A 26,892-nucleotide genomic window follows, 5' to 3' on the forward strand; every position below is an offset into this window, starting at 1 on the left:
GGCGGGTCTGTGTGCGCCGCCGACGAGGCCGGTTCCGCCCGGCCCGTCCGTCAGTCGGCGGCGGTGGCGGGCGCGGGGGCGCCGGCCGCCCCCTCGGTCCCGCGGTCGCTCCCCTGGTGCTCCACGTCCGGCTCGTCACCCACGGCTGGGCACGCGCGCTCCCGCTTCCTGAGTTCCACGACGGCGGCCTCGAAGTCGTCCAACGAGTCGAACGCCCGGTAGACGGACGCGAACCTCAGATAGGCGACGAGGTCGAGTTCCTGGAGGGGGCCGAGTATGGCCAGGCCCACGTCATGGGTGGTCAGTTCGGCGCCCCCGGTGGCGCGCAGCGCCTCCTCGACCCGCTGGCCGAGCTGGGCGAGCGCGTCCTCGGTGACAGGTCGCCCCTGGCATGCCTTGCGCACACCGTTGATGACCTTGGTACGGCTGAACGGCTCGGTGACTCCCGACCGCTTGACCACCATGAGCGAGCACGTCTCCACGGTCGTGAAACGACGGGAGCAGCCGGGGCACTGGCGGCGCCTGCGAATGGACGTGCCGTCGTCGGTCGTACGACTGTCGACGACGCGGCTGTCCGGGTGCCTGCAGAAGGGGCAGTGCATGGCTCCAACCCTCCTTTTCAGCACGACTCATGAGCCTCGCCGGACCACATGGGCCCCTCGAAGCAGCCCCAAGCATAGGCGATCGCATGGGGCGCGGAGACCAGGGGCACCACAACTTGTGGGACGCCGTCGAAATCCGACCACTACATATAGCGATTGCCTCGCACATACAGCTACGACACGCCAACGGCGGCGCGGATTGGCAAGTGCCAGGGCGCGCATCGGCGCGCGTCCCGGGGTCGCGCGCGCACGGACCGTGCACGGATACGCGGATACGGTGGACGGCGCACGGAGGAAGAGGGCCGGAACCCGGCTCGCGGTGCGACGGGTGGCAGACTGAGCGGCGACCCGTGGTGACCCACGGGGCCCGCGTCCCCCGGCGGTGAAGGGTAGCGCAGGAGGGACTCCCGACCCCTCGGAGTCCACGTCGGCCATACACCCGGGCCCGCGATCACGTCAGATAATTCGCCGTTTTTCACTCGAACGTGTGTTTGGCGCAACCTTTCGAAAGCAACTACCGTTGTGCTGCACGGGAGACCATCGAGAGGGGCCGACGTGACCACCACCGCAGACAGTGCCACCATCACTGCCCAGGACCGCTCCGAGGGCCGACTCGATCCGGTGCATGCCATGAACGAAGCCACGAACCATGAGGAACCAAAGAGGTCCCTCCCCGGCCGACCTCCAGGCATCCGCGCGGACAGTTCGGGCCTGACCGACCGGCAGCGCCGGGTGATCGAGGTCATCCGGGACTCCGTGCAGCGGCGCGGCTACCCGCCGTCGATGCGCGAGATCGGGCAGGCCGTGGGCCTGTCCAGCACCTCCTCGGTGGCACATCAGCTCATGGCGCTCGAACGCAAGGGCTTCCTGCGCCGCGACCCGCACCGACCGCGCGCGTACGAGGTGCGGGGCTCGGACCAGTCGGCCTCCGTGCAGCCGACGGACACCGCGGGCAAGCCCGCCGCGTCGTACGTACCGCTGGTCGGCCGTATCGCCGCCGGTGGCCCCATCCTCGCCGAGGAGTCCGTGGAAGACGTCTTCCCGCTGCCTCGTCAGCTCGTCGGCGACGGCGAGCTCTTCGTCCTCAAGGTCGTCGGCGACTCCATGATCGAAGCCGCGATCTGCGACGGCGACTGGGTCACGGTCCGCCGCCAGCCCGTCGCCGAGAACGGCGACATCGTGGCGGCCATGCTCGACGGCGAGGCCACCGTGAAGCGCTTCAAGCGCGAGGACGGCCATGTCTGGCTGCTGCCGCACAACGCCGCCTATCAGCCCATCCCCGGTGACGAGGCGACAATCCTCGGCAAGGTCGTGGCGGTGCTGCGGCGGGTGTGACCCCGTCGCGGCGGGCGGGCTTCGCGACACTCGCCCCTGATCCGGGCCCCGGAACCTCTGCGCCGGTTCCGGGGCCCATGCTGTGCCCGCGCCCACCCGCGCCCCTGCCCCGTTGCCCCGTAGGAGCCGCCGAGATCCGCCCGGGGTCACACCCCCGGGCGGCCGGAGATCAGGCGCCCGCTTCCTTCGCGTCGGCGCCTTCCGTACCGGATTCCGGTGCGCTCGGCTCCTGGGGACCCGTTTCCCGCGCCGTGGCCGCGGCGTCGATCGCCGCCAGCGACCTGCGGACCTGGTTGCGGTCCGTCGTGTACCAGAAGTCGGGCAGCGAGGTCTTCAGATAGCCGCCGTAGCGTGCGGTGGCCAGCCGCTGATCCAGCACGGCGACCACGCCCCGGTCCCCCGATGCCCGTACGAGACGGCCGGCGCCCTGGGCCATCAGCAGCGCCGCGTGTGTGGCGGCCACCGCCATGAAGCCATTGCCGCCGGCGTCCTCGACGGCCTTCTGGCGCGCGCTCATCAGCGGGTCGTCGGGGCGCGGGAACGGGATCTTGTCCATGACCACCAGCTGGCAGCTGGGGCCGGGGACGTCGACGCCCTGCCAGAGCGAGAGGGTGCCGAAGAGGCAGGTCTTCGGATCGGCCGCGAAGTTCTTGATCAGCTCGCCGAGGGTCTCCTCGCCCTGGAGCAGGATCGGGAACTCGGGGATGCGGGTGCGCAGTTCCTCCGCGGCGAGCTGAGCGGCCCGCATCGAGGAGAAGAGCCCCAGAGTGCGGCCACCGGCCGCCTGGATCAGTTCCGTGAGCTCGTCCAGCATGTCCGCGCGGTCCCCGTCGCGAGCCGGACGGGCCAGGTGCTTCGCGACATACAGGATGCCCTGTCTCGGATAGTCGAACGGGGAGCCGACGTCGACGCCCTTCCACTGCGGGAGGTCGTCGCCCGCCGTGCCCTCGGGGGCGAGGCCGAGCGATGCCCCGACCCCGTTGAAATCGCCGCCCAGCTTCAGCGTGGCGGAGGTGAGGACCACCGAGCGGTCGGTGAAGAGCTTCTCCCGCAGAAGACCGGACACGGACATGGGGGCGACGCGCAGCGACGCCCCGAAGCGGTCATGACGCTCGTACCAGACGACGTCCCACTCCGATCCGTTGGTGATCCGCTCGGCCACGTCATGGATCGACTCCACGGACGCCAGCGCCTGCTTGCGGACGGCGTCCTCGTCCTGCACCGACTTGTCGCGGGTGCTGCCGAGGGACGAGATCACCGTGCGCGCGGCGTCGCGCAGCGCCATGAGCGCATATCCGAGGTCCTCCGGGATCTCCTCCAGCCGCCCGGGCAGAGCCAGCTCCATCAGCCTCTCGAAGCCCTCGGCGGCCGTCTGGAGCTGGTCGGCGGTGCGCTCGTCGACCAGCTTGGCCGCACGGCGCACCGCCCGGTTGACCTGGCCCGTCGTGAGTTCGCCGGTGGCGACGCCCGTCACCCTCGACACCAGTTCATGGGCCTCGTCCACGATCAGCACCTCGTGCTGCGGCAGGACCGGGGCGCCCTCGATGGCGTCGATGGCGAGCAGCGCGTGGTTGGTGACGATCACCTCGGCGAGCTTGGCGCGCTCGCGGGCCATCTCGGCGAAGCACTCGGCCCCGTACGCGCACTTCGACGCGCCCAGGCACTCGCGGGAGGAGACCGACACCTGCGCCCAGGCACGGTCCGAGACACCCGGGGTGAGATCGTCCCGGTCGCCGCTCTCCGTCTCCTGGGACCAGTCGCGCAACCGCAGCAGGTCCTGGCCGAGCTTGCTGGTGGGCGCGGCGGCCTCGAACTGGTCGAAGAGGCCGTCCTCCTCGTCCTGCGGGACGCCCTCGTGCAGACGGTGCAGACACAGGTAGTTCGACCGGCCCTTGAGCATCGCGAACTCGGGGCGGCGGCGAAGCTGCGGGTGGAGCGCCTCCACCGTGCGCGGCAGATCGCGCTCCACGAGCTGGCGCTGCAGCGCCAGGGTCGCCGTCGCCACGACGACCGGCTCCCCGTGGGCCAGCGCCGGCACGAGGTAGCCCAGCGACTTTCCGGTGCCGGTGCCGGCCTGGACCAGCAGATGGGAACCGTCGTCGATCGCCTCCGCGACAGCTTCGGCCATGGTCACCTGACCGGGGCGTTCCGTGCCGCCCACGGCGGTGACGGCTGCGTGCAGGAGTTCGGGGAGTGAGGGCTTCGTCATAGCCCGACCAGCCTACGGCCCGGCACCGACAATCGGGCGCGCACACCGACAGCGCACCGGGGGCTCGTACGGCGCCCGAGGCGCTGCGGCGCGTGCGGGACCGGGGGCGAGTGGGGCACGTGGCTCCTCGGTGGGGCGGCGGGTGGGAAGAGGCGGAAGGGGGCGGCGAAGTCTGTTCCGGAGGCGGGAACCACGGGCTGCCGCGGGCCGTTACTGAGTGTGATGAGGTGGTGGCAGGGGGCGTGGGGCCCGCTCCCTGATCATCAGGGCGGCTCGTTTCCCGGGCAGGTCGAGCTCGGCCGAGAAGCGGAAGCCGGCGGTCAGGAAGGCGGCTACGGAGGGGGTGTTGCGCAGGTCCGGTTCGGCGACGACGCGCATACAGGAAGGGCGGTGGTCGAGGACGAGCTCGGCCACGGCACGCAGCAGGGTGGAGCCGAGGCCGCGACCGCGGTCGGCGACAGCTCCGATGAGGAGATGGATCCCGGTGTCGTGAGGACGGGCGGGGTAGTGGCGGGAGAGGGGATCGAGGTCCGCGCGGTAGATCTCCCAGTAGCTCATCGGGGTGCCGTCGAGAACCCCCAGGCAGGGGACGCTCCGGCCGTCCCCGGACAGCTGGGGGCGCAGATGCGACTCGGTCACGGAGCTGTCTCCGGCCAGGTCCCAGAAGACCGCCACGGCGGGGTCGTTCATCCAGCGGGAGATCAGCGGGAGATCCCGGTCGAGGACCACGGGAAGGAGGTGGAAGATGCCCGCGGGCGTGGAGGTGGTGGCCCAGTCGGCCACGTGATCGAGGAGATCGTCGTCCCACGACGGGCGAGACCGCCCGGCGCGCGAAGCGGCCTGCACGGGCTTCGCGAGAACGGCGGGTCCACCGTGTCCACCGGCCTCGGCGGACACAGCGGGCTCGGCGGGCTCGGCGGGCTCGGCGGGCTCGGCGGGAGCCATGCGAGCGGGGGCGGGTTTCGGCTCGCCGGTCGCCTCCGGCGGGTGGGGCAGGGCGTCTGTCGGGCCTGCCGCTGTGGGGAGGCCGGGCGGCGGCCCTGCGGCGCCGCCGGGCCCCTCGGTCGGATCCGGCTGCTCCCCTGTCGGTAGGGCCGTCTCGGGCCTGGTGGCGCGTCCGGGAGGGCCGGTCGGTCCTGGGGAGCTGCTCGGCTCGGACGCGTCGGGAGGTGCGGTCGGGTCGTCGCGTTCGGTGAGGGCCGCCGGTACGCCGCCGCTCTCCTCCTGCTGCGCCCTCAAGGCCAGAAACAGCTCGGGGAGGCGCAGGTCGAGGGTGTCCTCGCAGTCCGAACCGACCCGTGGTCCGTGACAGGCGGCGGTCTCCGACCGGGGATCGGCATCGGACACCGTGCTGGACTCCGTGGCGGGGGCCGAGGCGGCGCCGGTGCCGGCACGGGCGTTGATGGGAGGCACGGCGGCGTTCCTCTCAGGAGTCGGGACGGGGCACGTCCGTCAGGAGTGAAGGGGGTTGGTGATGGTGATGTAGACGGACTGGGTGTCCACCGGGCCGACGAGTTCGTCCATGCCGTGCAGCCGGGTCAGGAGGTTCGCCTTGCAGCGCAGGACGGGGGATTCGAGGAGCCGGGCGGGAAGGGACGAGCGTGGGCGGCCGGCCTCGGTCGCGGCGCCGGTGAGGAAGCGGCGGAACGCGGCGATCAGCAGGCGTTCGTCGGCGAGGCGCTGCGATCCGAAGGCGCCGATGAGGCCGAACACGTTGTTGATGCCGAGGTAGTAGGCGAAGCGTTCGTCGGTCACGTCGTCGGGGACGAACGTGTCGCTGTGTTCTCCGATGCCGGGCAGCCGCGCGTCGAGTTCGGCGCGGCGGGACTCGCGGAAGTAGTAGCCCTGATTGTCCCGGTAGCGGCCGCCCGTGGGCCAGCCCGCCGGGTCCAGCAGGACCACGGTGTTCTGCTGGTGTGCCTCCAGGGCGACTCCGGCCTCGCCGTCCAGCCAGAGCACCGGACGGACCACCTGTTCGAGGTAGCGCAGGAACCATTCGGTGGCGACGGCGTCGCGCGAGCGGCCGGTGCGCCCGGCGAGACGGGTGACGATCTCGGCGAGTCGGGAGCTCAGCACGGTGCGCCCCTGCCCGCCGGGCAGGGCTCGGGGGCGGGGTGAGACGAGCCCGGCGACGCAGGACGCGTCGTCCGTCGGCCCGAACGGGTTGTGGCGGATCACCATGTCCAGGCCGGTGACGGGGGTGCCGTTCTCGCCGTCGACGGCGAGCCAGGCCGGGTCGCGCACGATGTCGAATCCGGGGTGCGCGGACCGCCACTGCTTGCTGAGGCCGCCGCGCAGCAGCCGGTGGACCTCGACTCCGCGGCGCAGTTCCTTGCGGAGGTTCTCCCGGCGGGAGTTGGTGATGCGCACGCCCAGGGACAGTTTCAGCATGGCGGGGGCGCCGGAGCGGTGGACCGTGCGTACGGAGGAGGTGGGGCGCCAGGGCTCGCCGTGCGGGCCGAGGTCGCGGAGCAGCCCCGCGTCCAGCAGCGCGGCGACGTCGGGGCGGTGCCGGATGTCACGTGCCTGCCAGGGGTGCACGGGCAGGGCGGTGAAGCCCTCGGGCAGCGGAAGGTGGCTGCCCGCCAGACGCCGGGTCAACTGGTCGGCGGGCACGGGCCGGCCGCGTTCCGTCCACGCCGAGTCGGCCGCGAGCACCGTCGGGGCCACGGCCATCCAGTGGAGCGGGAAGGAGCCGCGCAGTTCGGGTGAGTAGAGGCGTGCCTCGGTGTCGGAGAGTCCCTCGCGGCTCTTGGCGGTGGGGTGCATCGGGTGGCCGAGCACGAGGGCCTGCTCGGCGGAGAGGAAGAGGTCGTCCTCGTCCGCGGGTCGCTCCCTGCGCTCCGCGATGAAGGCCGCGGTACGGCGGGCGGAATCGGCGGCGCGGGCCACCAGGTCGGCGAGGTGGCCGGGAGCGGAACCGGGTGCGGGACGCGGGGCCCATCCGCGCGTGGCCGGCGAGGCGAGGGCGCTCTCCGCCGGCTCCCGGGCCAACAGGGCCGCGACCGTCACCGCGTCCACGGGAGGGGCCGATTCCGGGGCGCCGGCCAGGCGCGGCGGGCCGAAGCGGTGCCAGCCGGTGGGCGACCAGTAGTGGACGGGTACGAGGAGGGTCGTGCCGCTGGCGGGGAGCGGCAGGCGCAGGGTGCCGTCGGCGGGGACCGGGAGGTCGTGCTCGCGGGTCCAGCAGCGCAGCAGGTTCTCTGTGGTCGCGGCCTGGGCCGCCGTGCAGGGGTCGGGGTGCTCCAACAGGTCGACGGCGGCGCCGCGTACGCCCTCGAACTCCGGTGACGCGCCTCCTTGCCTGGGGACGGCGGCGTGTGCGGGGGCGGGCGCGGTGGCGTGCGGGGAGTCCGTCTCCCGCTCGCTGGTGCGGGAGCCGCCGTCGGCGGTGGGGGTGGCGTTCAACGTCGGTCCTCTGGTGGTCTCCGGCCTGTGCGGCGACGGGCCGAGTGGTGGGGGGATGGACGGGAGGGAGTGGGCCGGGGCGGGGCACGAAAGGGGAGGCGGGTCCCACCGCGCCGGACCGGACCGGACCGGACCGGGTCGCCGGACGGAGTCACCGGGTCGGGTACCGGATCGGGTGGAGGGACGCGTGCGGTCGGCGTGGTGCGTCAGGACCGGTTGCCTGACGCACGGTTCCCGGCGAGCGGCTCAGGGGCGGACGGGGCCCCGGGCCACGGCGGCCACGGCGTCCGCCAGCCGGTCGAGGACCGCGTTCGTCTGTTCGTCGCTGATGGTCAGCGGGGGCAGCAGCCGGACCACGCCGGCGTGCCGCCCGCCCAGTTCCACGATCAGACCGCGCCGCAGGCACTCCCGTTGGACCGCGGCGGCGAGGCCGGGCGCGGCGGGGTGGGGGCCGGCGCGCTCGTGGTCGGAAGCCGGGGCGCGCCGGGACTCCGTCCCGGGCTCGGCCTCCGGCGCGGCCTCGGGATCCACCAGTTCGATGCCCATCATCAGCCCCCGGCCGCGCACGTCCCCGATGCAGGGGAACTCGGCGGCCAGCGCGCGCAGTCGGTCCATCATGCGGGCGCCGAGGGTGGCGGCGCGTTCGGCGAGGCCGTTCTCCCGGACGTGGGCCAGGGTGGCCGCGCCGGCGGCCATCGCGAGCTGGTTGCCCCGGAACGTGCCGGCGTGGGCGCCGGGTTGCCAGACGTCGAGGTCCTCGCGGTAGACGATCACAGCCAGGGGCAGGCTGCCGCCGATCGCCTTGGACAGGACCATCACATCGGGTTCGACTCCGCTGTGCTCGACCGCCCAGAAGCGGCCGGTGCGGCCCACACCGGTCTGCACCTCGTCGACGATCAGGGGGATGGACCGGGCCTCGGTGATCTGCCGCATGCGCCGCAGCCAGGCGTCCGGCGCCGGATGCACGCCGCCCTCGCCCTGGACGGGTTCGAGGATCATCGCGGCGGGCAGCGGCACCCCCGACTTGGCGTCGTCGAGAAGCGACTCGGTCCAGGTGGCGGCGAGTTCCGCGCCGCGCTCCTTGCCGACGCCGAAGGGGCAGCGGTAGTCCTGCGGATACGGCAGCCGGGTCACCCGCACGTCGGTCGCGCCGCCGGACACCTCCAGGGCGCCGGCGGTCATGCCGTGGTAGGCACCGGTGAAGGCGAGGACACCGCTCCTGCCGGTCGCCAGGCGCACCAGCTTGAGCGCCGCCTCGACGGCGTCCGTGCCCGCCGGACCGCAGAACTGCACACGGGCGCGGTCGGCGAAGCCGGCGGGCAGGGTGCGGAACAGCTCTGTGGTGAAGGCGTCCTTCACGGGTGTGGCCAGGTCCAGGACGTGCAGCGGCGCGCCCGAGTCGAGAACCTTGCGGATCGCCTCCAGGACGACCGGGTGGTTGTGGCCGAGGGCCAGTGTCCCCGCGCCGGACAGGCAGTCGAGGTAGCGCCGGCCGTCGGCACCCTCGATGGTGAGGCCACGGGCCCGCACGGGCACGATGGGGAGGGCGCGCGCATAGGTGCGCGCGGCCGATTCGCGCGCCGACTGCCGACGCAGAATGCCCTCGTGCGCCGCGCGCGCGGTCGCGCTCCCGCGTTCGTCCGGCTCGCCCTGCACGGGCACCGCCGCGGCATCCGTCACGGTCACGACGTCAGTTCCTCCCGCTGTCCAGAGGGGATCGGAACGCGCGTCGTACATCGACGGCAGTTCACCCCGTACATACCAACGACGCGAACGCCCTGCGGAAGCGGGCCGGATGAAGATCCTTGACGGTGATCCACGAGGCGGGTCCTTGACGCCGTGAGGAGCCCCCGGCGTTGATCGACTCCGTGATCCAACCGTTGCCGTTCCACCGGAAGTCCCCCACAGCGAGCGCCTAATGTGTAGTGCCGTTCCGCACGACCCGTGCGCGTCCGCGCGGCTCCGCCCCTCGGCGGCCCGCCGGCGCCGGATCGGCGGCGTCGTCACACCGGTTCATCCCAGGGGGAGTTCAGCCCATGCGATCCATACGCCCGTTCCCGCCCACCCGTCGAGGAGGGAAGGCGCGCCGCACGGCCTCCCCCGTACTGGCCGCGGTGGGTCTCGCCACGGCGCTGACCCTGACCGCGACCGCGTGCGGCCCGGGCGGGGACGACAAGGCGAGCGCGGACGCGAGCGCCTCCGCCACCGCCACCGGGGACGCCGGGGTGCAGATACCTGACGACGTGAAGCAGAAGCTCAGGGAGCACGGCATCGACATCGACCAGTGGCGGGGCGGTGCCTGGAAGAAGTGGGACAAGCGCGACTGGCTGCGCGAGGCGGACCAGTTCATCAACCCGATCATCAAGGGTCTGTGGAATCCGGACCGGATGCGCGAGGCCAACGACCCCGACAAGGGGGTCAGCGACAGCGACCTCTCGGGCGACCAGGGCGTCACGGACCCGACCCCGGCGCCGGTGACCGCGCAGGCCGTGCCGGCCTCCTACCACGAGAGCGCCCCCGCCTCGGGCAAGGTGTTCTTCGACGCGCCCGAGGGCACGATGGTCTGCTCGGCGACCGTGGTCGAGGACCCGGCGCATCCGGGGAAGTCCAACCTGGTCTGGACGGCCGGGCACTGCGTTCACGCCGGCCGGAAGGGCGGCTGGTACCGCAACCTCGCGTTCGTGCCGGACTACAACGACTCGGGCAGGAGCGCGGCCCAGCTGAAGAACGCGCCGCGGGAGGAGGTCGCCCCCTACGGCGTCTGGTGGGGTGACTGGGCGCAGACCTCGAACCAGTGGATCGAGCGGGGCGACGAGACCGGCGGCCACGGCGCGCCGTACGACTTCGCCGTCATCCACGTCACGCCGGAGAAGGGCAGCGGCGGCAGGTCCCTCCAGGAGACGGTCGGCGCGGCCCTGCCCGTGGACTTCGACGCCCCGGCCGTGCCGCAGGTCGACAGCATCACCGCCTCCGGCTACCCGGCCGCGCGCCCGTTCGACGGGCAGAAGCTGTACCGGTGCCAGGACAGGCCGGGCCGGCTGTCCCTCGCGAAGGCGGATCCCACGATGTACCGGATCGGCTGCACGATGACGGGCGGTTCGTCGGGCGGCGGCTGGGTGGAGACGGGCTCCGACGGCAAGCCGGCTCTGGTGTCCAACACCTCGATCGGCCCGGAGACCTCGGGCTGGCTCGCCGGACCGCGACTGGGCGATGTCGCCAAGGGCGTCTACGAATCGGTGAGCGGCAAGTTCGCGAACCGGTAGGACCAGTAGGACGGTAGGACCAGTAGAACCGGCAGCTGTCCACGGCCAAGGCCCGTTTCCCCTCGGAACGTGCGTTCCGAGGGGAAACGGGCCTCGGATCAGCGTGCGGAAGCGGGAGCGTACGGCTCCAGTTCGGCGGCCAGTTCCTCGTGCACCCGGGCCTTGAGCAGCGTGCCCTCCGGGGTGTGCTCCTCGGAGATCACCTCGCCCTCGGAGTGGGCGCGCGCGACCAGCCTGCCCTGCGTGTACGGCACGACCGCCTCGATCTCGACCGAGGGCCGCGGCAGCTCGACGTCGATCAGGGCGAGCAGCTCGTCGATGCCCCTGCCGGTGCGGGCCGAGACCGCGAGGGAGCGCTTCTCGATCCGCAGCAGCCGCTGGAGCACCAGCGGGTCGGCCGCGTCCGCCTTGTTGATCACGACGATCTCGGGCACGTCGGTGGCGCCGACGTCCCTGATCACCTCGCGCACGGCGGCGAGCTGCTCCTCCGGCGCCGGGTGCGAACCGTCCACCACGTGCAGGATCAGGTCGGAGTCGCCGACCTCCTCCATCGTGGAGCGGAACGCCTCGACCAGGTGGTGCGGCAGGTGCCGTACGAAGCCGACGGTGTCGGCCAGGGTGTACAGCCGCCCCGAGGGCGTCTCGGCCCGGCGCACGGTGGGGTCCAGGGTCGCGAACAGCGCGTTCTCGACCAGGACGCCGGCGCCGGTGAGGCGGTTGAGCAGGGAGGACTTTCCGGCGTTGGTGTAGCCCGCGATGGCGACCGACGGCACCCTGTGCCGCTTGCGCTCCTGGCGCTTGACCTCACGGCCGGTCTTCATCTCCGCGATCTCCCGGCGCATCTTCGCCATCTTCTCGCGGATCCGACGCCGGTCCGTCTCGATCTTGGTCTCACCGGGACCACGGGTGGCCAGGCCGCCGCTGCCGCCGCCCATCTGCCGGGACAGCGACTGGCCCCAGCCGCGCAGCCTGGGCAGCATGTACTGCATCTGCGCGAGCGCGACCTGCGCCTTGCCCTCCCGGGACTTGGCGTGCTGGGCGAAGATGTCCAGGATCAGGGCCGTACGGTCGATGACCTTGACCTTGACGACGTCCTCGAGATGGATCAGCTGGCCGGGGCTGAGCTCACCGTCGCAGACGACCGTGTCGGCGCCCGTCTGCAGCACGATGTCCCGCAGCTCGTTCGCCTTGCCGGAGCCGATGTAGGTGGCCGAGTCGGGCTTGTCACGGCGCTGGATCACGCCGTCGAGCACGAGCGCGCCGGCCGTCTCGGCGAGGGCGGCCAGCTCCGCGAGCGAGTTGTCCGCGTCCTGGGCGGTGCCCGAGGTCCACACTCCGACGAGTACGACGCGCTCCAGGCGCAGCTGCCGGTACTCGACCTCGGTGACGTCCTCCAGCTCGGTGGACAGACCTGCCACGCGGCGCAGGGCGGCTCGCTCGGAGCGGTCGAACTGATCGCCGTCCCGCTCCATGTCGATCTCGTGGCTCCAGGCGACGTCCTCTTCCATCAGGGCATCGGCCCGAAGTCCCTCGGGGTGGTCGTTCGCAAAGCGCCTGGTGTCCTGGGAAGGGGAAGAAGAGGAGGTCATTGGATCCTTATGTCGTTGGAAGTCGTCGGGGACTCGTCGGAAGTCGTGGTGAATTCCGCCTGGCGTCGGGGGGTGACGTCATCGGTCATACCCCCCGCCCACTGCGGTAACGCTCGAACGGTCCGGGACATTCCCGGCCGCCCGTCGCCCTGGGGGGCGGCGCCGCCGACCTGAAAATGGTCGCACGGCGCGACCCGCGGCGTCATCCGACTTACCACTTGGTCCGGGGACCCGCATGTCCCGTGGCTCGGGGCACGGCGTGCCGCGTGGCATGCCGGGTGCTCTTGGTCCCGGCCTGCGGAGCGTCGCTCTTCCAGTCGGGGTGTCCGGGCATGGGCGGGGTCTTCGCGCCGTAGAGCCAGCCCTGGAGGAAGGTGCTCAGATCCCGTCCGGCGACCCGGGAGGCGAGCGTCTCGAAGTCGGCGGTGCTCGCGGTGCCGTCCCGGTGCTCGGCCACCCAGCGCCGCTCCAGCCGCTCGAACGCGGGGGTCCCGATCTCCTGCCGCAGCGCGTAGAGGACGAGGGCGGCTCCGTCGTAGACGTTCGGGCGGAAGATGCTGATCTTCTGCCCGGCCGTGGCCGGTCGGGGGGCGGCCGGCGGGCCCCCGGAGGCGCGCCATGTGTCGGAGAGCGTGTACGCGGCCTTCATCCGGGTCTCCATGGGCCGCTTCGCGATCTCCTGCGCGTACAGGGCCTCGTACCAGGTGGCGTGGCCTTCGTTCAGCCACAGGTCGGACCAGGTGCGCGGGCTGACGCTGTCGCCGAACCACTGGTGGGACAGCTCGTGCACCATGATCGATTCGACGTACCACTTGGGGTAGGCGGTCTCGGTGAACACGCCCTTCTCGAAGAGGGAGAGCGTCTGTGTCTCCAGTTCGAAGCCCGTCTGCGCCCCGGCGATCAGCACCCCGTAGGTCTCGAAGGGGAAGGCGCCGACCTTTCGTTCCATCCAGGCGATCTGTTCAGGCGTCTTCGCCAGCCACGGTTCGAGGGTCTTCGCGTCCTTCGCGGGCACGACGTCGCGGAGGGGCAGTCCGTGCGGTCCGGCGCGGTGCGGCACGGCGCTGCGGCCGATGGAGACCTGGGCGAGTTCCGTCGCCATGGGGTGCCGGACCCGGTAGCTCCAGGTGGTGGTCCCGGCGCTGTGCCGTAGGTCGACGGGAAGGCCGTTCGCCACCGCCGTGTAGCCGTCCGGGACGGTCACGTGGAAGGTGAACATCGCCTTGTCGGACGGGTGGTCGTTGCAGGGGAACACGAGGTGGGCGGCGTCCGCCTGGTTGGCCATCGCGAGCCCGTCACCGGTCTGCACCCAGCCGCCGTCCGAGCCCTTCGCCGCCACCGGGTCGCTGGTGTGCCGCACGGTGATCCGCAGCGCGCTGCCCTGGGCGAGCGGCGTGTCCGGCGTGACCACCAGGTCGTCTCCCGCGCCGGTGAAGGAGGCGGGCTCCCCGTTGACGTCGACGGACCGCACCGTGCCGTGCGCGAAGTCCAGGTTGAGGGTGCGCAGGGTGGCCGTGGCACGGGCGTCGATCCTGGTGACGGCCGTGAGCGGCTTGGTGTTGCTGCCGGGGTAGGTGAAGGAGAGGTCGTACGCCAGGACGTCGTAGCCCGGGTTTCCGAGCGTCGGGAAGAGACGGTCGCCGATGCCCAGGGCCACGGGGGTCGGGGGCGTGGTGGCCGCGATCAGACAGCCGCAGACCGCGGAGGCGAGCAGGGTCGCCTTGGCACGGCGTGCGCGGGGGGTGCGGCGGGGGCGAGGGGCATGCGGGGGGTACGGGGCGTGCGGGGTGCGGCGCATGGTCCACGGCTATCAGCGTGGGCCTGCGGCGCGGGGAAGACGCGCCCTCGGGGGTGGGGGAATTGCGCTCGCGCGGCGCAGCGGTGGGGTGCGGGCACGTGGTCCCTGCGGGTGGGTGGGGGTGGTTCAGAGGGCTGTCGCGGGGTGTTGGGCCCTTGTCACGTCGTAGACGCCTGCCACGTTGCGCATCGCGCGCATCAGGGAGGGCAGGTGGGCGGCGTCCGGGAGTTGCAGTGTGTAGGTGTGTCGTACGCGCTGCTGGGTGGGTGGTTCGACGGTGGCCGAGACGATCCCGGCGCCCTCCTGGGCGATCGCCTCCGTGAGGTCCGCGAGGAGGTGCGGGCGGCCGAAGGACTCGGCGACGAGCGTGACCCGGCACTCGGTGGTGCCGCCCCAGCGGACCTCGATCGCGGCGCGTCCGTCGCTCCTCATCCGGGCCGCGCCCGCACACTCGGCGCGGTGGACGGTGACGGCGCCCCCGCGCACCACGAAGCCGGTGACCTCGTCGGGCGGTACGGGCGTGCAACAGCCCGCGAGGCGCACCGAGGCGCCCGGCAGGTCGACGACCACGCCCGCGGCGCGGGTGCCGGTCGCGTCCGGGGTGGGGTGGGCGGGCAGCGCGGGCGGGCGGGTGCCGGGGGCGAGCGCGGTGGTGCGCGCCGAGGTCGCGTCCGGTGCGCTCTCCTCCAGGGTGCGGGCGTCGTCGAACGCGTCCGTGTGGTGGGGGTGCGCGGCCAGCCAGCGCTGGATGGCGATCCGGGCGGCGGCCGTGTGCGCGTGCTCCAGCCACTCGCGTGAGGGTTCCGAGGCCGGGTCCTGGCCCATGAGGAGCTGCACGGTGTCACCGTCCCTGAGGACCGTGCTCAGTGTCGCCAGCCGGCCGTTGACGCTGGCGCCGATGCAGGCGTGCGCGTCCTCCCCGTACTGGGCGTACGCGGCGTCGACGCAGCTCGCGCCCTCGGGCAGCCCCAGCGTGCCGCCGTCGGGTCGGAACACGGTGATCTCCCGGTCCTGGGCGAGGTCCTCGCGCAGCGTCGACCAGAAGGTGTCCGTGTCGGGGGCCGCCTGCTGCCACTCCAGCAGCCGGGAGAGCCATCCCGGGCGGGTGGGGTCGGCCCGTTCGCCGTCGGCGGGGTCGTCGGAGGCGGGGGCGTAGGGGTTGCCGAGCGCGATGACGCCCGCCTCGGCCACGCTGTGCATCTGGTGGGTGCGGATGAGGACTTCGGCGATCTCGCCGTCTCCGGTGGCGACCGCGGTGTGCAGCGACTGGTAGAGGTTGAACTTGGGGACGGCGATGAAGTCCTTGAACTCGGAGACCACCGGGGTCATGCACGTGTGCAGTTCCCCGAGGACCCCGTAGCAGTCGGCGTCCTCGTGCACGAGGACCAGCAGGCGGCCGAAGTCGGCGCCGCGCAGCCGGCCCCGTTTTCGGCAGATGCGGTGGACCGAGACGAAGTGGCGCGGCCTGATGAGGACTTCGGCCTGGATCCCGGCCTCACGCAGTACCGTGCGCACCTGTTCGGCCGTACGGGCCAGGGTGTCGTCGCCGTGCGCCGCGTTCTCGTCGACGAGTTCCCTGGTGTGCTCGTACTCCTCGGGGTGCAGGATCGCGAAGACGAGGTCTTCCAGTTCGGTCTTCAGCGCCTGGACGCCGAGGCGTTCGGCGAGCGGGATGAGCACGTCCCGGGTGACCTTGGCGATGCGCTCCTGTTTCTCGCGGCGCATCACGCCGAGGGTGCGCATGTTGTGCAGGCGGTCGGCGAGTTTGATCGACATGACCCGGACGTCGTTGCCCGCGGCGACGAGCATCTTGCGGAAGGTCTCGGGTTCGGCGGCGGCTCCGTAGTCGACCTTCTCCAGTTTGGTCACGCCGTCCACGAGGTAGCACACCTCCTCGCCGAACTCCCGGCGCACCTGGTCGAGCGTCACCTCCGTGTCCTCGACGGTGTCGTGGAGCAGGGAGGCGGTCAAGGTGGTGGTCTCCGCGCCGAGTTCGGCGAGGATCAGCGTCACCGCGAGAGGGTGGGTGATGTACGGTTCGCCGCTCTTGCGCATCTGGCCGCGGTGGGAGGACTCCGCCAAGACGTAGGCGCGGCGCAGGGGGTCGGCGTCCGCGTCCGGGTGGTGGGCGCGGTGCGCCTCGGCGATGTGGCCGATGGCGTCGGGCAGCCGGTCGCGGGTGGGCGAGCCGAGCAGTGCCGCCAGCCCCAGGCGGCGCAGGTCGATCCGGGGGCGGCTCTTCCTGCGGTGCGTCCCCGGTGTCGCGGGCGCAGGGGTGGCGGGATTCGTGGCCTCCGCACTCATGGGCACCTCCGGCTGCGTGGACCGGCGGACGGGATGCCCCAGGGCGAACACGGCACAGGGGATGGCAGCGGTCCCCCGTCCGGGCCGGTGCTTGATGCTACCGAGCCCATCACGCATGCCCGACCGGCTCTCGCCGAGCGTGAAGGGGATCACCCATTCGAGCGACGGAATGGGCGTTTACGGTTTTCCGCCAAGGGGATTGGCGCCCCCCATGGATTCGAACACGCCATCTGCGCCTGAACTGCGGATCGGAGAGTTCCGGCAGGTGTGGGCTGCCGACCGGGGCCGGACACCGGCGTCGTGCGGCACGGTTTTCGGCCACGTCCGGCAGTGTCCGCTCGGGTCCGGTCGCCGAAATTCAGCCTGGGAGTGCCACCGCGTGCTTCAGCGCGCCCCGCGGTCGCCCCCCTCGAAGGCGTCGAGGGGGGAGCTGGAGGCGTCGGTCAGCGGGCGGCGGCGGTCGCCCACCAGTGGGCGTCGGTCTCGCCCTCGGCGACGATCACCGCGGGTCCGGTCATCTCGATCTCGCCGTCGGGGCGCTCGGTGATCACCAGGGTTCCACCGGGGAGGTCCACCCGGTACGTCGCCGGGGCGCCCGTCAGCGCCGGGTCGGCGCCGTCGCGGCGGGCGGCGGCGACGGCGACCGCGCACGCTCCCGTGCCGCAGGAGCGGGTCTCCCCGGAGCCGCGCTCATGGACGCGCATCGCGACGTGCCCGGGGCCCCGGTCGACCACGAACTCGACGTTCACTCCGTCCGGATACGCGGAGGCGGGGCTGAACGAGGGGGCCGTGTAGAGGGTGCCCGCGTCCGCGAGGTCGTCGACGAACGTGACCGCGTGCGGGTTGCCCATGTTCACATGGCGCGCGGGCCGGGCGCGCTCCCCGACGACGACCGTGACCTCGCCCTCGGGCAGGAGGGCCTTGCCCATGCCCACGGTGATGTCGCCCCCGGCCGCACTGTCCGGCCCGGAAGCCGACCCGGCCTTGGCGATGTGCACCGTCTTCACTCCTGCGCGTGTGGCGATCGCCAGGTCGCCCTCGGTGACCTTTCCGCCGCGCTGGAGGTAGCGCGCGAACACCCGCACGCCGTTGCCGCACATCTCGGCGACGGATCCGTCCGCGTTGCGGTAGTCCATGAACCACTCCGCCTCGGCGGCCATCTCCCGGGCCTCGGGGTGTGCCGCGGACCGCACCACGTGCAGCAGTCCGTCGCCGCCGATGCCCGCGCGGCGGTCGCACAGGGCGGCGACGGCGGCCGGGGGCAGGTCGATGGCGTTCTCGGGGTCCGGGACGATCACGAAGTCGTTCTCGGTGCCGTGCCCCTTGAGGAAGGCGATCCGCGTGCTCATCCCTCGATCGTACGGGGTGGCCCCGACAGCGCCGGTCGACGGTCCACAGGGCGGGCGCCCGCCCGGTCAGCGCAGCCGGGCCACGCGTCCGACGGCCAGCACCACGACCAGGGCCACCACCGCCGCGTATCCGAGGACCACGCGCCAGTCCGGGCGCCGCCCGGAGCCCCGCGCCGGCAGTCCCGGCCAGGTGGAGCCGACCCGGCGGGCGGCCATCATGCCCCAGCCGGCCGCGCACGAGAAGATCAGCAGACCGAGCATGGCGACCACGGCACCGCCGTCGCCGAACTCGAACGCCAGAGGGAAGGCGAACATCAGGGAGCCGACCGCCGCCAGTGCCACGATGGGCGCGAGCTGCCAGATCCGCAGTCGGCGTTGCGGGCGCAACTCGACCTCGACCTCGACCCCGGACACCAGCAGCTCCGGCTCCGGACCGTCGTCGGTCACCCCGCCCGGGGGCTGCTCGTCGGGACCGTCGGAGCTGAGCGCCTGATCCCCACCCGCCGCGATGTCGTACTGCGCGCCGTGTGCGGTGTCGCGAGGGCCGGCCTCCATCGCCACGCGCCCTCCCAACTCGGACTCCACTTGGTCGATCGAAACTTGATGATGGCATGCCCCCCGAGTCCCGGACCGCGACCGGAGCGTCCCGATGCCATCACGTGATCAGGCTGTAACCGCTCGTTCGAGCAACGCCAGTGCGAGGTGCGGAAGTTCCCCTCGGTCGACGGCGGCGCCGCTGAGCCAGTGCACGCGCGGGTCGCGGCGGAACCAGGAGTCCTGCCGGCGGGCGAAGCGCTTGGTGGACCGGACGGTCTCGGAGCGGGCCTCCTCCAGCGTGCACTCCCCCGCGAGCGCCGTGAGCACCTGCTGGTAGCCGAGCGCGCGGGACGCCGTACGCCCCTCGCGCAGGCCCCGCGCCTCCAACGCCCGCACCTCGTCCACGAGCCCGCCCTCCCACATCCGGTCGACCCGGAGCGCGATGCGCTCGTCCAGCTCGGGGCGCGCGACGTCGACGCCGATCTGGACGGTGTCGTAGACCGCGTCGTGGCCCGGCAGATTGGCGGTGAAGGGGCGCCCGGTGATCTCGATGACCTCCAGTGCGCGGACGATACGGCGGCCGTTGCCGGGCAGGATCGCGCGTGCCGCCTGCGGGTCCGCGGCGGCCAGCCGCGCGTGCAGCGCCCCCGGACCGCGCAGGGTCAGCTCCTCCTCCAGCCGGGCGCGCACCTCGGGGTCGGTGCCGGGGAACTCCAGGTTGTCGATCGCGCCGCGCACGTACAGCCCCGAGCCGCCCACCAGGACGGGCCAGCGGCCCTCGGCGAGCAGGGCGTCGATGCGCGCGCGGGCCAGGCGCTGGTACTCGGCCACGGACGCCGCGACGGTCACGTCCCAGATGTCCAGCAGGTGGTGCGGTACGCCGCCGCGCTCCTGCGGGGTCAGCTTCGCGGTGCCGATGTCCATCCCCCGGTACAGCTGCATGGAGTCGGCGTTGACGACCTCACCGCCCAGCTGCTGGGCGAGGAAGACACCCAGATCGGACTTTCCGGCCGCGGTCGGCCCGACGACGGCGATGACCCGCGGCGCGGGGGCTGCACTCCTCATCGCAACAGTCTCGCAAACGCCCGCACCCCACCTCGAACGAGTTCACGTGAGGTGCGCCTCGCGCCGGCCTTCGCACCGGGCACGCGCCACACACCGGGCCACGCGGTATTTCGCCCGCACGGGTAACGTATGGAGTGGATATGAGCGTTTTGGAACGATGACTTCGCCGAGGCGCCCGCACGCACTGTCCGCAGGGGAAGGTGGATCATGGGTCTCGTGGACAACCTGAAAACCAAGGTCTCGGAGTTCGCCCAGCATCACGAGGGCAAGGTCGATCGCGGTCTCGAGAAGGCGGCGAAGATGATCGACGAGAAGACCAAGGGCAAGTACAGCGACAAGATCCACACCGGCACGGACAAGGCGAAGGGCGCGATGGACCGCATCGCGCACATGGACTCCGACCAGCCGGGCGGCGGAACGCCGCCGGGCTCGCAGCAGCCGCCCACGGCCCCCTGATCGCGCCGATCCCGGGCCCCGCCTGTCCCTGAAGGGACAGCCCTTAGGCCCAGGCCGCCACGAGATATCCGACGCCGTACGGCGCGTCCTCGTACAGGAGCGCTCCGGACAGGCCCGCCCCCTCGGCCGCGCCGGCGAGGACTTGCCAGGGGACGCGCCCGCACGCGCCGAGTTCCCCGGCCAGGTCGGCGTCCAGTGCGCCGAGGGCGGCCGTGTCCGCCGCCGCCAGCGCCCGCGCGACCTCCGCGTCGAACCCCGCCGCGCGCTCGTCCAGATAGCCCGGCGCCTTGACCGTGCGGCAGGCGCTGCCGTCGCCCATGACCAGCAGCGCCACCCGGCCTTCCGCACCGGCGAGCTCCGCCCCGATCCCGGCGCATCGCCGCGAGGGGAGGTCCTGCGCGACACCCAGCCCCGCGACGGGCGCGGCGTGCCAGCCGGTGCGGTCCAGCAGCCAGGCGGCGACGGCGAGCGAGGGCGCCAGCCGCGGCGCGCCGGCCGCCACCGGCACGGCCGGGCCCAGCCGTACGTCGAGGTCCACCCCGAAGCCGCGGAACGACCCGGGTGCGCCCTGGGGATACGCGAGGCTCCCGCTCACCTCGGCGGGGCCCACGACCACCAGCCGGTCGGGGCGCGCGGCGGCGAGCACGCCGAGCGCGTCCACGCAGGCGGCCCGGGCACCGTCCAGTTCCGGCGCGGCGCCCGCGGCGACCTCGGGGACGAGCAGCGGCGGGCAGGGGCAGACGGCGGCGGCGACCAGCATGATCCGCAGCGTAGCCCGGGGCGGCGCCCGCGCGTCGGACGCGGGATCAGTCGCAGCCGCAGGCTCCGGCGGTGACCTCGGGCAGCGGGGCGGGGGCGCCGATCTTCGGCAGCCCCAGCATCACACCGGTCGGCCCCGCGGCCTCGGCCGCCGTGTTGCGCTTGGCCCACGCGTCACCGGCGGCCGTGCGGCGCACGCCCAGGGCAGGGCCCTCGGCGAGCAGATGGTGCGGGGCGGCGTAGGTGATCTCGACCGTCACCACGTCACCGGGGCGGACCTCCTCGTCCGGCTTGGTGAAGTGCACGAGGCGGTTGTCGGGGGCGCGGCCGGAGAGCCGGTGGGTGGCCCCGTCCTTGCGGCCCTCGCCCTCGGCGACCATCAGCTCCAGGGTCCGCCCGACCTGCTTCTTGTTCTCCTCCCAGGAGATCTCCTCCTGAAGGGCGACCAGACGCTCGTAGCGCGCCTGGACGACCTCCTTGGGGATCTGGTCCTCCATGGTGGCCGCGGGCGTGCCGGGGCGCTTGGAGTACTGGAAGGTGAACGCCTGCGCGAACCGGGCCTCGCGCACCACGTGCAGCGTCTGCTCGAAGTCCTCCTCGGTCTCGCCCGGGAAGCCGACGATGATGTCCGTGGTGATGGCGGCGTGCGGGATGGCCGCCCGCACCTTCTCGATGATCCCGAGGTAGCGCTCCTGCCGGTAGGAGCGCCGCATCGCCTTGAGGACGGTGTCCGAGCCGGACTGCAGCGGCATGTGCAGCTGCGGCATCACGTTCGGCGTCTCGGCCATCGCCGCGATGACGTCGTCGGTGAAATCGCGGGGGTGCGGGGAGGTGAAGCGGACGCGCTCCAGGCCCTCGATCGCGCCGCACGCGCGCAGCAGCTTGCTGAACGCCTCGCGGTCGCCCATGTCGGAGCCGTAGGCGTTCACGTTCTGCCCGAGCAGGGTGATCTCGGACACTCCCTCGCCGACGAGGGCCTCGACCTCGGCGAGGATCTCGCCCGGCCGGCGGTCCTTCTCCTTGCCGCGCAGGGCCGGGACGATGCAGAAGGTGCAGGTGTTGTTGCAGCCGACGGAGATCGACACCCAGGCCGCGTACGCGCTCTCGCGGCGCGTGGGCAGCGTGGAGGGGAAGGCCTCCAGCGACTCGGCGATCTCGACCTGCGCCTCCTCCTGGACGCGGGCGCGCTCCAGCAGGACCGGCAGCTTGCCGATGTTGTGCGTGCCGAAGACGACGTCCACCCAGGGCGCCTTCTTCACGATGGTGTCGCGGTCCTTCTGGGCCAGGCAGCCGCCGACGGCGATCTGCATGCCCGGCCGTTCGGCCTTCCTCGGCGCGAGGCGGCCGAGGTTGCCGTAGAGCCGGTTGTCGGCGTTCTCCCGCACGGCGCAGGTGTTGAAGACGACGACGTCGGCGTCCCCGTCCGACCCTTCGGGCGCGCGCACGTAGCCGGCCTCTTCGAGCAGCCCGGACAATCGCTCGGAATCGTGGACGTTCATCTGGCACCCGTAGGTGCGCACTTCGTATGTCTTGACGTCCACTGTCTGGCTCCGGTCGCTGCTGCTGGTCATGCGTCAAGCGTAAGGGGGTCCGGAAAACCCGGACGCCACACCTGAGCGCCGCGCGGTCGCCCCTGCCGATGCGGCCACCCCCGCGACGAGGGCCGCCGCGAAGCAGACCATGGTGACGGGGGTGCCCCAGTGGTGGACGAGGACGCTGAAGAGCACCACGGGCAGCCCGAGGCCCGCGTACGCGGCGACGAAGCTGACGGCGAGGACCCCCGCCCGGGAGGCCGGGGCCGCGGCCGCGACCGACCGGGCGACGCAGACGGTGAACAGGACTCCCCCGCCGGCCCCCGCGACCGCCGTGGCGGTGAGGAACAGCCAGAGCCCCGTCTCGTGGACGGACAGCGCCACCAGGGCGAGGCCCAGGGAGAAGGCCGCGATCCCCGCCGCGAGCAGGCGGCGCGGCGGCAGCGGGGCCAGGGCCAGTTCGGCCAGCGCGGCCGCGCTGAACATCAGGAACGGCGCCAGACCGGCCACGAACGCCGAGGAGACGTGGAACTCGGTGTGCAGCAGGACCGCGCCCAGCGCGGTGACCAGCCCGAAGAGCGCGAAGGAGCAGAAGCCGAACCCCACGGCGGAGATGTACAGCCGCCGCGCGCCGGGACGCAGTGCGAAGCGTGCCGGCCTGAACCGCGTCGCACGGCCGACCTCGACGGTCTCCGGCGTGAGCAGGGCGAGCAGCAGGCAGACCGCGAGCGCCGCGGCGAAGCCGGACTGGGTGGCGGTGAGCGGATGCGGCACGCCGACCGCCACCGCCCCGGCCACCAGGGGGCCGAGGGCCAGTCCCCCGAGGCCGGAGGCGGTCGCGACCGCCTCCGGCAGCCCGGAGCGGGCGGTCCGCGGGTGCGCTCTCGCGTACAGGTCGTGCAGGTAGGCGGTGGCCGTGGACGCCATGAGGCCGATGCCCACCCCGTTCAGGAGCCGGCCCACCACCAGGCCGGCGAGCCCCTCCCACCAGGTGAGGAGCAGGGCGGCGCCCACGGCCACGGCGAGCGCGGCGACGACGACGCGCCGGCGGCCGAGGCGGTCGGACAGGTGCCCGAGGCCGAGAAAGCCCACGGCGGCGCCGACGGCCAGCATGGCGAACACGACGGTGATCGCGGTCGGCCCGAACCCGTCGCGCTCGGCGTAGAGCGGCCACAGCGGGGCGGGAGCGGTACCGAACGCCATCAGGACGGTGTACGCGAGCGCCACGAACCAGAATCCCGCTTCGGGCCCCACCTCCGGGCGCTTCGGCGCCCACCGCCTCCCCCCGCGCGGGGAACGGGTCATTCCGGTTCCAGTGGCACGAATCACGTGTCATACCTCACACCATGTGAAACATTGCGCAACTTTAAAGTGCAGACAAGCGTCTTCATGTCGCGAAGAAGTAGATGAACCAGCCGAAACGAGCGAGAGCGGGTGGTGTCCGCTCGCGGCCCGGTCCGCGAACGGGGCTCGCACCATCGCACCGACCGACCGTCCCCTGAAACCGGACCGGATGAGGGCACCCATGACGATGACCAGCGGCCGACGCTCCGCATCGCCGCGCCCAGGAGGCGAAGGCGGCGACGGTCAGGACGACGGGTCACCCGCGGGCCGCCCCGGACGGATACGCGGCCGGCGCGCACGGCTGGCGCTCACGCTCTGCCTGTCGCTGCTGATCCTGGTGACGGCCGGAGCCGGCTGGATCTACCTGCGGCTGAACGGCAACATCGACACCTTCGACGCCGGCGGCCTGTCGGACGACCGGCCGCCCGCCGGTTCCTCGAAGGGCGAGAACGTCCTCGTCATCGGCTCGGACGCGCGCACCGACGGCAACAGCGCGCTGGGGGGCGGCGAGAAGGACGACATCGGCCGCTCCGACACGGCGTTCCTGCTGCATGTCTACGCCGACCACAAGCACGCGGTCGCCATCTCCATACCGCGCGACACCCTGGTCACGATCCCGCCGTGCAGACTTCCCGACGGACGCTGGACGAGGACGCAGTCCGACACCATGTTCAACGAGGCCTACTCCGTCGGCGAGACCGCCAAGGGCAATCCGGCCTGCACCCAGAACACGGTCGAGAAGCTCAGCGGGCTGCGCGTGGACCACACCGTCGTGGTCGACTTCAAGGGCTTCGCGGGCCTGACCCAGGTCGTGGGCGGAGTGAAGGTGTGCGTGCCGCAGGACGTCTACGCGCGTGACCTGAACCCGCACCTCACCAGCCGCGGCACGCTGCTGTTCCCCAAGGGCGAACAGACGGTCTCCGGCCAGAAGGCCCTGGACTACGTCCGCATACGGCACGGCATCGGCGACGGCTCCGACATCGGCCGCATCAAGCGCCAGCAGGCCTTCGTGGCCAGCCTGATGAAGGAGGTGAAGGACAAGGGCCTGACGCCGACCAAACTGCTGCCGCTCGCGGACGCCGCCACCAAGTCCCTGACCGTCGACCCCGGGCTCGGCTCGGCCGACAAGCTCATATCCTTCGCGATGTCCCTCCAGGACATCGATCTGCACAACACCAAGTTCGTCACCATCCCCTGGCGCTATCAGGGGGAGCACGTCGCCGTCGTCCAGCCGGACGCCGACGCCCTGTGGGCGGCCCTCAAGGCCGACCGCACCCTCGACGGCACCGACGCGAGCGGCGGGAAGAAGGCCTCCGCCCAGGCCGCCGCGTCCGCCTCACCGAGCCCCTCGGCCCCGGTCTCCGGCGCAGGGGTGAGCCTCGCCGTCTACAACGGGACCACCACCAAGGGCCTCGCCGCGCGCGCCGCGAGCGCCCTGACCACGCAGGGCTTCGCGGTCACCGGCACCGCGACGGCGAAGACCCAGGACCACGCCACGACGCTCATCGAGTACGGGCCCGGCGACGAGGCCGCCGCGCGGACCGTGGCACAGGCGGTCCCCGGCGCGCGTCTGGTGTCCATGACGGCACCGGGACTGAGCCTGGTCCTCGGCCAGGACTACGTGGACGCGCCCGCGGCCCCGGCCTCCACGTCCCCGGCCCCGACCGGGGTGCCCAGCCAGGTGGCCGACGGCGCCCGGTCCGCCGACGACAACCCCTGCGCCAATCTCACGTACGGCTGACGCGCGGCGCCCTCAGGGCTGCACGGCGGTCCAGCCCTGGCGGCGCAGGACCGCCGCCACGTCCGGGGCGCGGTAGTGGTCCCCCTTGAGCACCTTGCCGTCGGCTCGCCGGGAGACCGTGCCGTCCGGGCCGACCTTGGTCATGTTGGCGCGGTGGATCTCGGCGATCACCGGGTCCAGGTCGATGCCGTGGACCAGGGCGGTCCCGTAGGCCACGTACACGAGGTCGGCCAGTTCGTGCGCCAGTCTGTCGAGCGGCCCGTCGACGCACACCTCGGCGACCTCCGCGGCCTCCTCCGCCAGCAGTTCACCGCGGTGCGCGGCCAGTTCGGGGGAGACCTCCGTCGGGACCGTACGGGTGTCGAGCCCGAAGGCGCGGTGGAACTCACGGACGAGGGAAGCGGGAGAGGTGTGCATCGGGCGACCCTACCGGCCCGGCCGGCGCTCCCTCCGTCGTCCTCGCCCGCGCCCGCCCTGGCCAGAGGAGCCCGCGGGCTGGCAGGATCGCGCGCATGTTCCAGGCACTCCCCCGCACCGGCAGACGCTGGGCGCTGACGGGCTCGGTGGCGGCGGTGGCCGTCGCCGGGCTGCTGCTGTGGTGGCTGCTGCCGCTCGGCGACGAGTCTCCCCGCGGCACCGTCACCTTCAGTACGGGCACCCCGACCGGCGTCTACCAGAAGTACGGCACCCTGCTGCGGAGCGCCGTCGCCAAAAACATGCCCGAGCTGGACATCCGGCTGCTGAACAGCGACGGGTCGCAGGAGAACGTGGAGCGGGTGGCCACGGGGCAGGCGGACTTCACGTTCGCGGCGGTCGACGCGGTGGAGACGTACCGGCTGCGGAACAGGCCCGGGGCGAGTCAGCTGCGCGGGTGCGCGCGGCTGTACGACGACTACGTGCACCTCGTGGTGCCGCGCGACTCCGACGTGCGGTCGGTGGCCGATCTCAAGGGGCGCCGGGTCGCGGTCGGACAGAGCGGTTCCGGTGTACGGCTGGTCGCGGAGCATGTGCTCAAGGCGGCGGGGGTCGATCCCGAGAAGGACATCACGCCTCTGGCCGACGGTATCGGGACCATGCCGGGTCTGCTGGAGCAGCACAGGATCGACGCGTTCTTCTGGTCGGGCGGGCTGCCCACCAGCGCGATCACCCAGTTGTCGAAGCGTGTGGCGATCCGGCTGGTGCCGATCGGGGCGGACCTGGTGGCGAGGCTGCACGCCCAGGGAGGTGCGTCACGCTACTACCGGGCGGCCGTGATGCCCGCCGACGCCTATCCGGAGGCCGAGCAGGGCTCCGCGGTGCCGACCGTCGCCGTCGCGAACCTGCTGGTGACCCGGGACGACATGGACGCGGGGCTGACGGAGCAGCTCACGCGGGCGGTGATCGACAGCCGGGACCGGATCGGGGCGCAGGTGCATGCCGCGCAGCTGGTGGATCTGCGGACGGCGCTCTACACCGATCCGTTGGCGTTGCATGAGGGGGCTCGGCGGTATTACCGGTCGGTGAAGCCGTAGCGCTCCGCTGGGGGGTGGTGGTGCGGTGCGGGTGCGTGGAGGGATTTTGCGCAGTTCCCCGCGCCCCTGGTCGGGGGGCCGGCGTCCGTC

General features: G+C 72.5%; 20 protein-coding genes. 5 read left to right on the forward strand and 15 right to left on the reverse strand.

All coding sequences use genetic code 11. The features are described 5' to 3' along the window. Positions 1-50: 50 nt before the first annotated feature. Positions 51-602, reverse strand: a complete 552-nt coding sequence (nrdR, locus tag AB0C59_RS16010; protein WP_363004809.1) for a transcriptional regulator NrdR — start codon at positions 600-602, stop codon at positions 51-53. A 555-nt stretch (positions 603-1,157) separates the two neighbouring features. Here nrdR and lexA point away from each other — a divergent pair. Further along, positions 1,158-1,937: a transcriptional repressor LexA gene (gene lexA, locus AB0C59_RS16015; RefSeq protein WP_363004811.1), complete on the forward strand. Its 780-nt coding sequence runs from the start codon at positions 1,158-1,160 to the stop codon at positions 1,935-1,937. A 169-nt stretch (positions 1,938-2,106) separates the two neighbouring features. On the opposite strand, the gene AB0C59_RS16020 is transcribed toward lexA, so the two are convergent. The 4 genes from AB0C59_RS16020 to AB0C59_RS16035 all read right to left on the reverse strand — a co-directional run bounded on the left by AB0C59_RS16020 (position 2,107) and on the right by AB0C59_RS16035 (position 9,240). Continuing rightward, entirely contained in the window at positions 2,107-4,146 is a 2,040-nt protein-coding gene (locus AB0C59_RS16020) for an ATP-dependent DNA helicase (RefSeq protein ID WP_363004813.1), read from the reverse strand. Positions 4,147-4,356: 210 nt separating this feature from the next. Next, positions 4,357-5,091: a GNAT family N-acetyltransferase gene (locus AB0C59_RS16025; protein ID WP_363004915.1), complete on the reverse strand. Its 735-nt coding sequence runs from the start codon at positions 5,089-5,091 to the stop codon at positions 4,357-4,359. Between the two features lie 507 nt (positions 5,092-5,598). Beyond that, positions 5,599-7,554, reverse strand: coding sequence for an IucA/IucC family protein (locus tag AB0C59_RS16030; RefSeq protein WP_363004815.1), 1,956 nt, complete (start codon positions 7,552-7,554; stop codon positions 5,599-5,601). Between the two features lie 246 nt (positions 7,555-7,800). Then, on the reverse strand, positions 7,801-9,240 hold the full coding sequence (locus AB0C59_RS16035; RefSeq protein WP_363004817.1) for a diaminobutyrate--2-oxoglutarate transaminase family protein: 1,440 nt from the start codon (positions 9,238-9,240) through the stop codon (positions 7,801-7,803). 350 nt (positions 9,241-9,590) lie between these two features. Here AB0C59_RS16035 and AB0C59_RS16040 point away from each other — a divergent pair, with 350 nt between their 5' ends. Next, the gene (locus AB0C59_RS16040; protein ID WP_363004819.1) at positions 9,591-10,817 is read left to right on the forward strand and encodes a hypothetical protein; all 1,227 of its coding nucleotides are present in this window, start codon (positions 9,591-9,593) and stop codon (positions 10,815-10,817) included. A gap of 98 nt (positions 10,818-10,915) precedes the next feature. Here the strand turns inward: AB0C59_RS16040 and hflX are convergent, their stop codons facing one another. The 6 genes from hflX to miaA form a co-directional block, all read right to left on the reverse strand. Next, positions 10,916-12,406, reverse strand: coding sequence for a GTPase HflX (gene hflX, locus AB0C59_RS16045; RefSeq protein ID WP_363004821.1), 1,491 nt, complete (start codon positions 12,404-12,406; stop codon positions 10,916-10,918). A gap of 211 nt (positions 12,407-12,617) precedes the next feature. Next, positions 12,618-14,204 (reverse strand): M1 family metallopeptidase, encoded by a 1,587-nt coding sequence (locus AB0C59_RS16050; RefSeq protein ID WP_363004823.1) that lies wholly within the window; start codon positions 14,202-14,204, stop codon positions 12,618-12,620. A 126-nt stretch (positions 14,205-14,330) separates the two neighbouring features. Further along, positions 14,331-16,508 (reverse strand): HD domain-containing protein, encoded by a 2,178-nt coding sequence (locus tag AB0C59_RS16055; protein ID WP_363004825.1) that lies wholly within the window; start codon positions 16,506-16,508, stop codon positions 14,331-14,333. Between the two features lie 443 nt (positions 16,509-16,951). Beyond that, the gene (gene dapF / locus AB0C59_RS16060) at positions 16,952-17,857 is read right to left on the reverse strand and encodes a diaminopimelate epimerase (protein WP_363004827.1); all 906 of its coding nucleotides are present in this window, start codon (positions 17,855-17,857) and stop codon (positions 16,952-16,954) included. Between the two features lie 66 nt (positions 17,858-17,923). Next, on the reverse strand, positions 17,924-18,412 hold the full coding sequence (locus tag AB0C59_RS16065) for a hypothetical protein (protein ID WP_363004917.1): 489 nt from the start codon (positions 18,410-18,412) through the stop codon (positions 17,924-17,926). A 108-nt stretch (positions 18,413-18,520) separates the two neighbouring features. Next, positions 18,521-19,459, reverse strand: coding sequence for a tRNA (adenosine(37)-N6)-dimethylallyltransferase MiaA (miaA, locus tag AB0C59_RS16070; RefSeq protein WP_363004829.1), 939 nt, complete (start codon positions 19,457-19,459; stop codon positions 18,521-18,523). Positions 19,460-19,666: 207 nt separating this feature from the next. Between miaA and AB0C59_RS16075 the strand changes: the two genes are divergently transcribed. Beyond that, positions 19,667-19,915, forward strand: coding sequence for an antitoxin (locus tag AB0C59_RS16075; RefSeq protein ID WP_363004831.1), 249 nt, complete (start codon positions 19,667-19,669; stop codon positions 19,913-19,915). Positions 19,916-19,958: 43 nt separating this feature from the next. On the opposite strand, the gene AB0C59_RS16080 is transcribed toward AB0C59_RS16075, so the two are convergent. From AB0C59_RS16080 to AB0C59_RS16090, 3 genes are read right to left on the reverse strand one after another with little or no spacing between them, the layout of a single operon-like run. Next, on the reverse strand, positions 19,959-20,675 hold the full coding sequence (locus tag AB0C59_RS16080) for a class III extradiol dioxygenase subunit B-like domain-containing protein (protein WP_363004833.1): 717 nt from the start codon (positions 20,673-20,675) through the stop codon (positions 19,959-19,961). Between the two features lie 46 nt (positions 20,676-20,721). Next, positions 20,722-22,245, reverse strand: coding sequence for a tRNA (N6-isopentenyl adenosine(37)-C2)-methylthiotransferase MiaB (miaB, locus tag AB0C59_RS16085; protein ID WP_363004835.1), 1,524 nt, complete (start codon positions 22,243-22,245; stop codon positions 20,722-20,724). A 3-nt stretch (positions 22,246-22,248) separates the two neighbouring features. Continuing rightward, entirely contained in the window at positions 22,249-23,433 is a 1,185-nt protein-coding gene (locus tag AB0C59_RS16090) for an MFS transporter (RefSeq protein WP_363004837.1), read from the reverse strand. A 298-nt stretch (positions 23,434-23,731) separates the two neighbouring features. On the opposite strand from AB0C59_RS16090, the gene AB0C59_RS16095 reads away from it, so the two are divergent. Continuing rightward, positions 23,732-25,291, forward strand: a complete 1,560-nt coding sequence (locus tag AB0C59_RS16095) for an LCP family protein (RefSeq protein WP_363004839.1) — start codon at positions 23,732-23,734, stop codon at positions 25,289-25,291. Positions 25,292-25,303: 12 nt separating this feature from the next. Here AB0C59_RS16095 and AB0C59_RS16100 read toward each other — a convergent pair whose 3' ends face one another. Further along, positions 25,304-25,708: a MazG nucleotide pyrophosphohydrolase domain-containing protein gene (locus AB0C59_RS16100; RefSeq protein ID WP_363004841.1), complete on the reverse strand. Its 405-nt coding sequence runs from the start codon at positions 25,706-25,708 to the stop codon at positions 25,304-25,306. 95 nt (positions 25,709-25,803) lie between these two features. Here AB0C59_RS16100 and AB0C59_RS16105 point away from each other — a divergent pair, with 95 nt between their 5' ends. Further along, positions 25,804-26,802 carry a TAXI family TRAP transporter solute-binding subunit gene (locus AB0C59_RS16105; protein ID WP_363004843.1) on the forward strand — a complete coding sequence of 333 codons (999 nt, stop codon included), beginning with the start codon at positions 25,804-25,806 and terminating at the stop codon, positions 26,800-26,802. Positions 26,803-26,892 lie beyond the last annotated feature (90 nt).

This window comes from Streptomyces sp. NPDC048664 (assembly GCF_040650555.1).
Lineage (GTDB): Bacteria > Actinomycetota > Actinomycetes > Streptomycetales > Streptomycetaceae > Streptomyces.

What these genes read in the sequence shown, in the direction of transcription:
- nrdR (WP_363004809.1), bottom strand. Translation starts at nt 602, where the DNA reads ATGCACTGCCCCTTCTGCAGGCACCCGGACAGCCGCGTCGTCGACAGT.
- AB0C59_RS16020 (WP_363004813.1), bottom strand. Translation starts at nt 4,146, where the DNA reads ATGACGAAGCCCTCACTCCCCGAACTCCTGCACGCAGCCGTCACCGCC.
- AB0C59_RS16025 (WP_363004915.1), bottom strand. Translation starts at nt 5,091, where the DNA reads ATGGCTCCCGCCGAGCCCGCCGAGCCCGCCGAGCCCGCCGAGCCCGCT.
- AB0C59_RS16040 (WP_363004819.1), top strand. Translation starts at nt 9,591, where the DNA reads ATGCGATCCATACGCCCGTTCCCGCCCACCCGTCGAGGAGGGAAGGCG.
- hflX (WP_363004821.1), bottom strand. Translation starts at nt 12,406, where the DNA reads ATGACCTCCTCTTCTTCCCCTTCCCAGGACACCAGGCGCTTTGCGAAC.
- AB0C59_RS16050 (WP_363004823.1), bottom strand. Translation starts at nt 14,204, where the DNA reads ATGCGCCGCACCCCGCACGCCCCGTACCCCCCGCATGCCCCTCGCCCC.
- AB0C59_RS16055 (WP_363004825.1), bottom strand. Translation starts at nt 16,508, where the DNA reads ATGAGTGCGGAGGCCACGAATCCCGCCACCCCTGCGCCCGCGACACCG.
- dapF (WP_363004827.1), bottom strand. Translation starts at nt 17,857, where the DNA reads ATGAGCACGCGGATCGCCTTCCTCAAGGGGCACGGCACCGAGAACGAC.
- AB0C59_RS16065 (WP_363004917.1), bottom strand. Translation starts at nt 18,412, where the DNA reads ATGGAGGCCGGCCCTCGCGACACCGCACACGGCGCGCAGTACGACATC.
- miaA (WP_363004829.1), bottom strand. Translation starts at nt 19,459, where the DNA reads ATGAGGAGTGCAGCCCCCGCGCCGCGGGTCATCGCCGTCGTCGGGCCG.
- AB0C59_RS16075 (WP_363004831.1), top strand. Translation starts at nt 19,667, where the DNA reads ATGGGTCTCGTGGACAACCTGAAAACCAAGGTCTCGGAGTTCGCCCAG.
- AB0C59_RS16080 (WP_363004833.1), bottom strand. Translation starts at nt 20,675, where the DNA reads ATGCTGGTCGCCGCCGCCGTCTGCCCCTGCCCGCCGCTGCTCGTCCCC.
- miaB (WP_363004835.1), bottom strand. Translation starts at nt 22,245, where the DNA reads ATGACCAGCAGCAGCGACCGGAGCCAGACAGTGGACGTCAAGACATAC.
- AB0C59_RS16095 (WP_363004839.1), top strand. Translation starts at nt 23,732, where the DNA reads ATGACGATGACCAGCGGCCGACGCTCCGCATCGCCGCGCCCAGGAGGC.
- AB0C59_RS16100 (WP_363004841.1), bottom strand. Translation starts at nt 25,708, where the DNA reads ATGCACACCTCTCCCGCTTCCCTCGTCCGTGAGTTCCACCGCGCCTTC.
- AB0C59_RS16105 (WP_363004843.1), top strand. Translation starts at nt 25,804, where the DNA reads ATGTTCCAGGCACTCCCCCGCACCGGCAGACGCTGGGCGCTGACGGGC.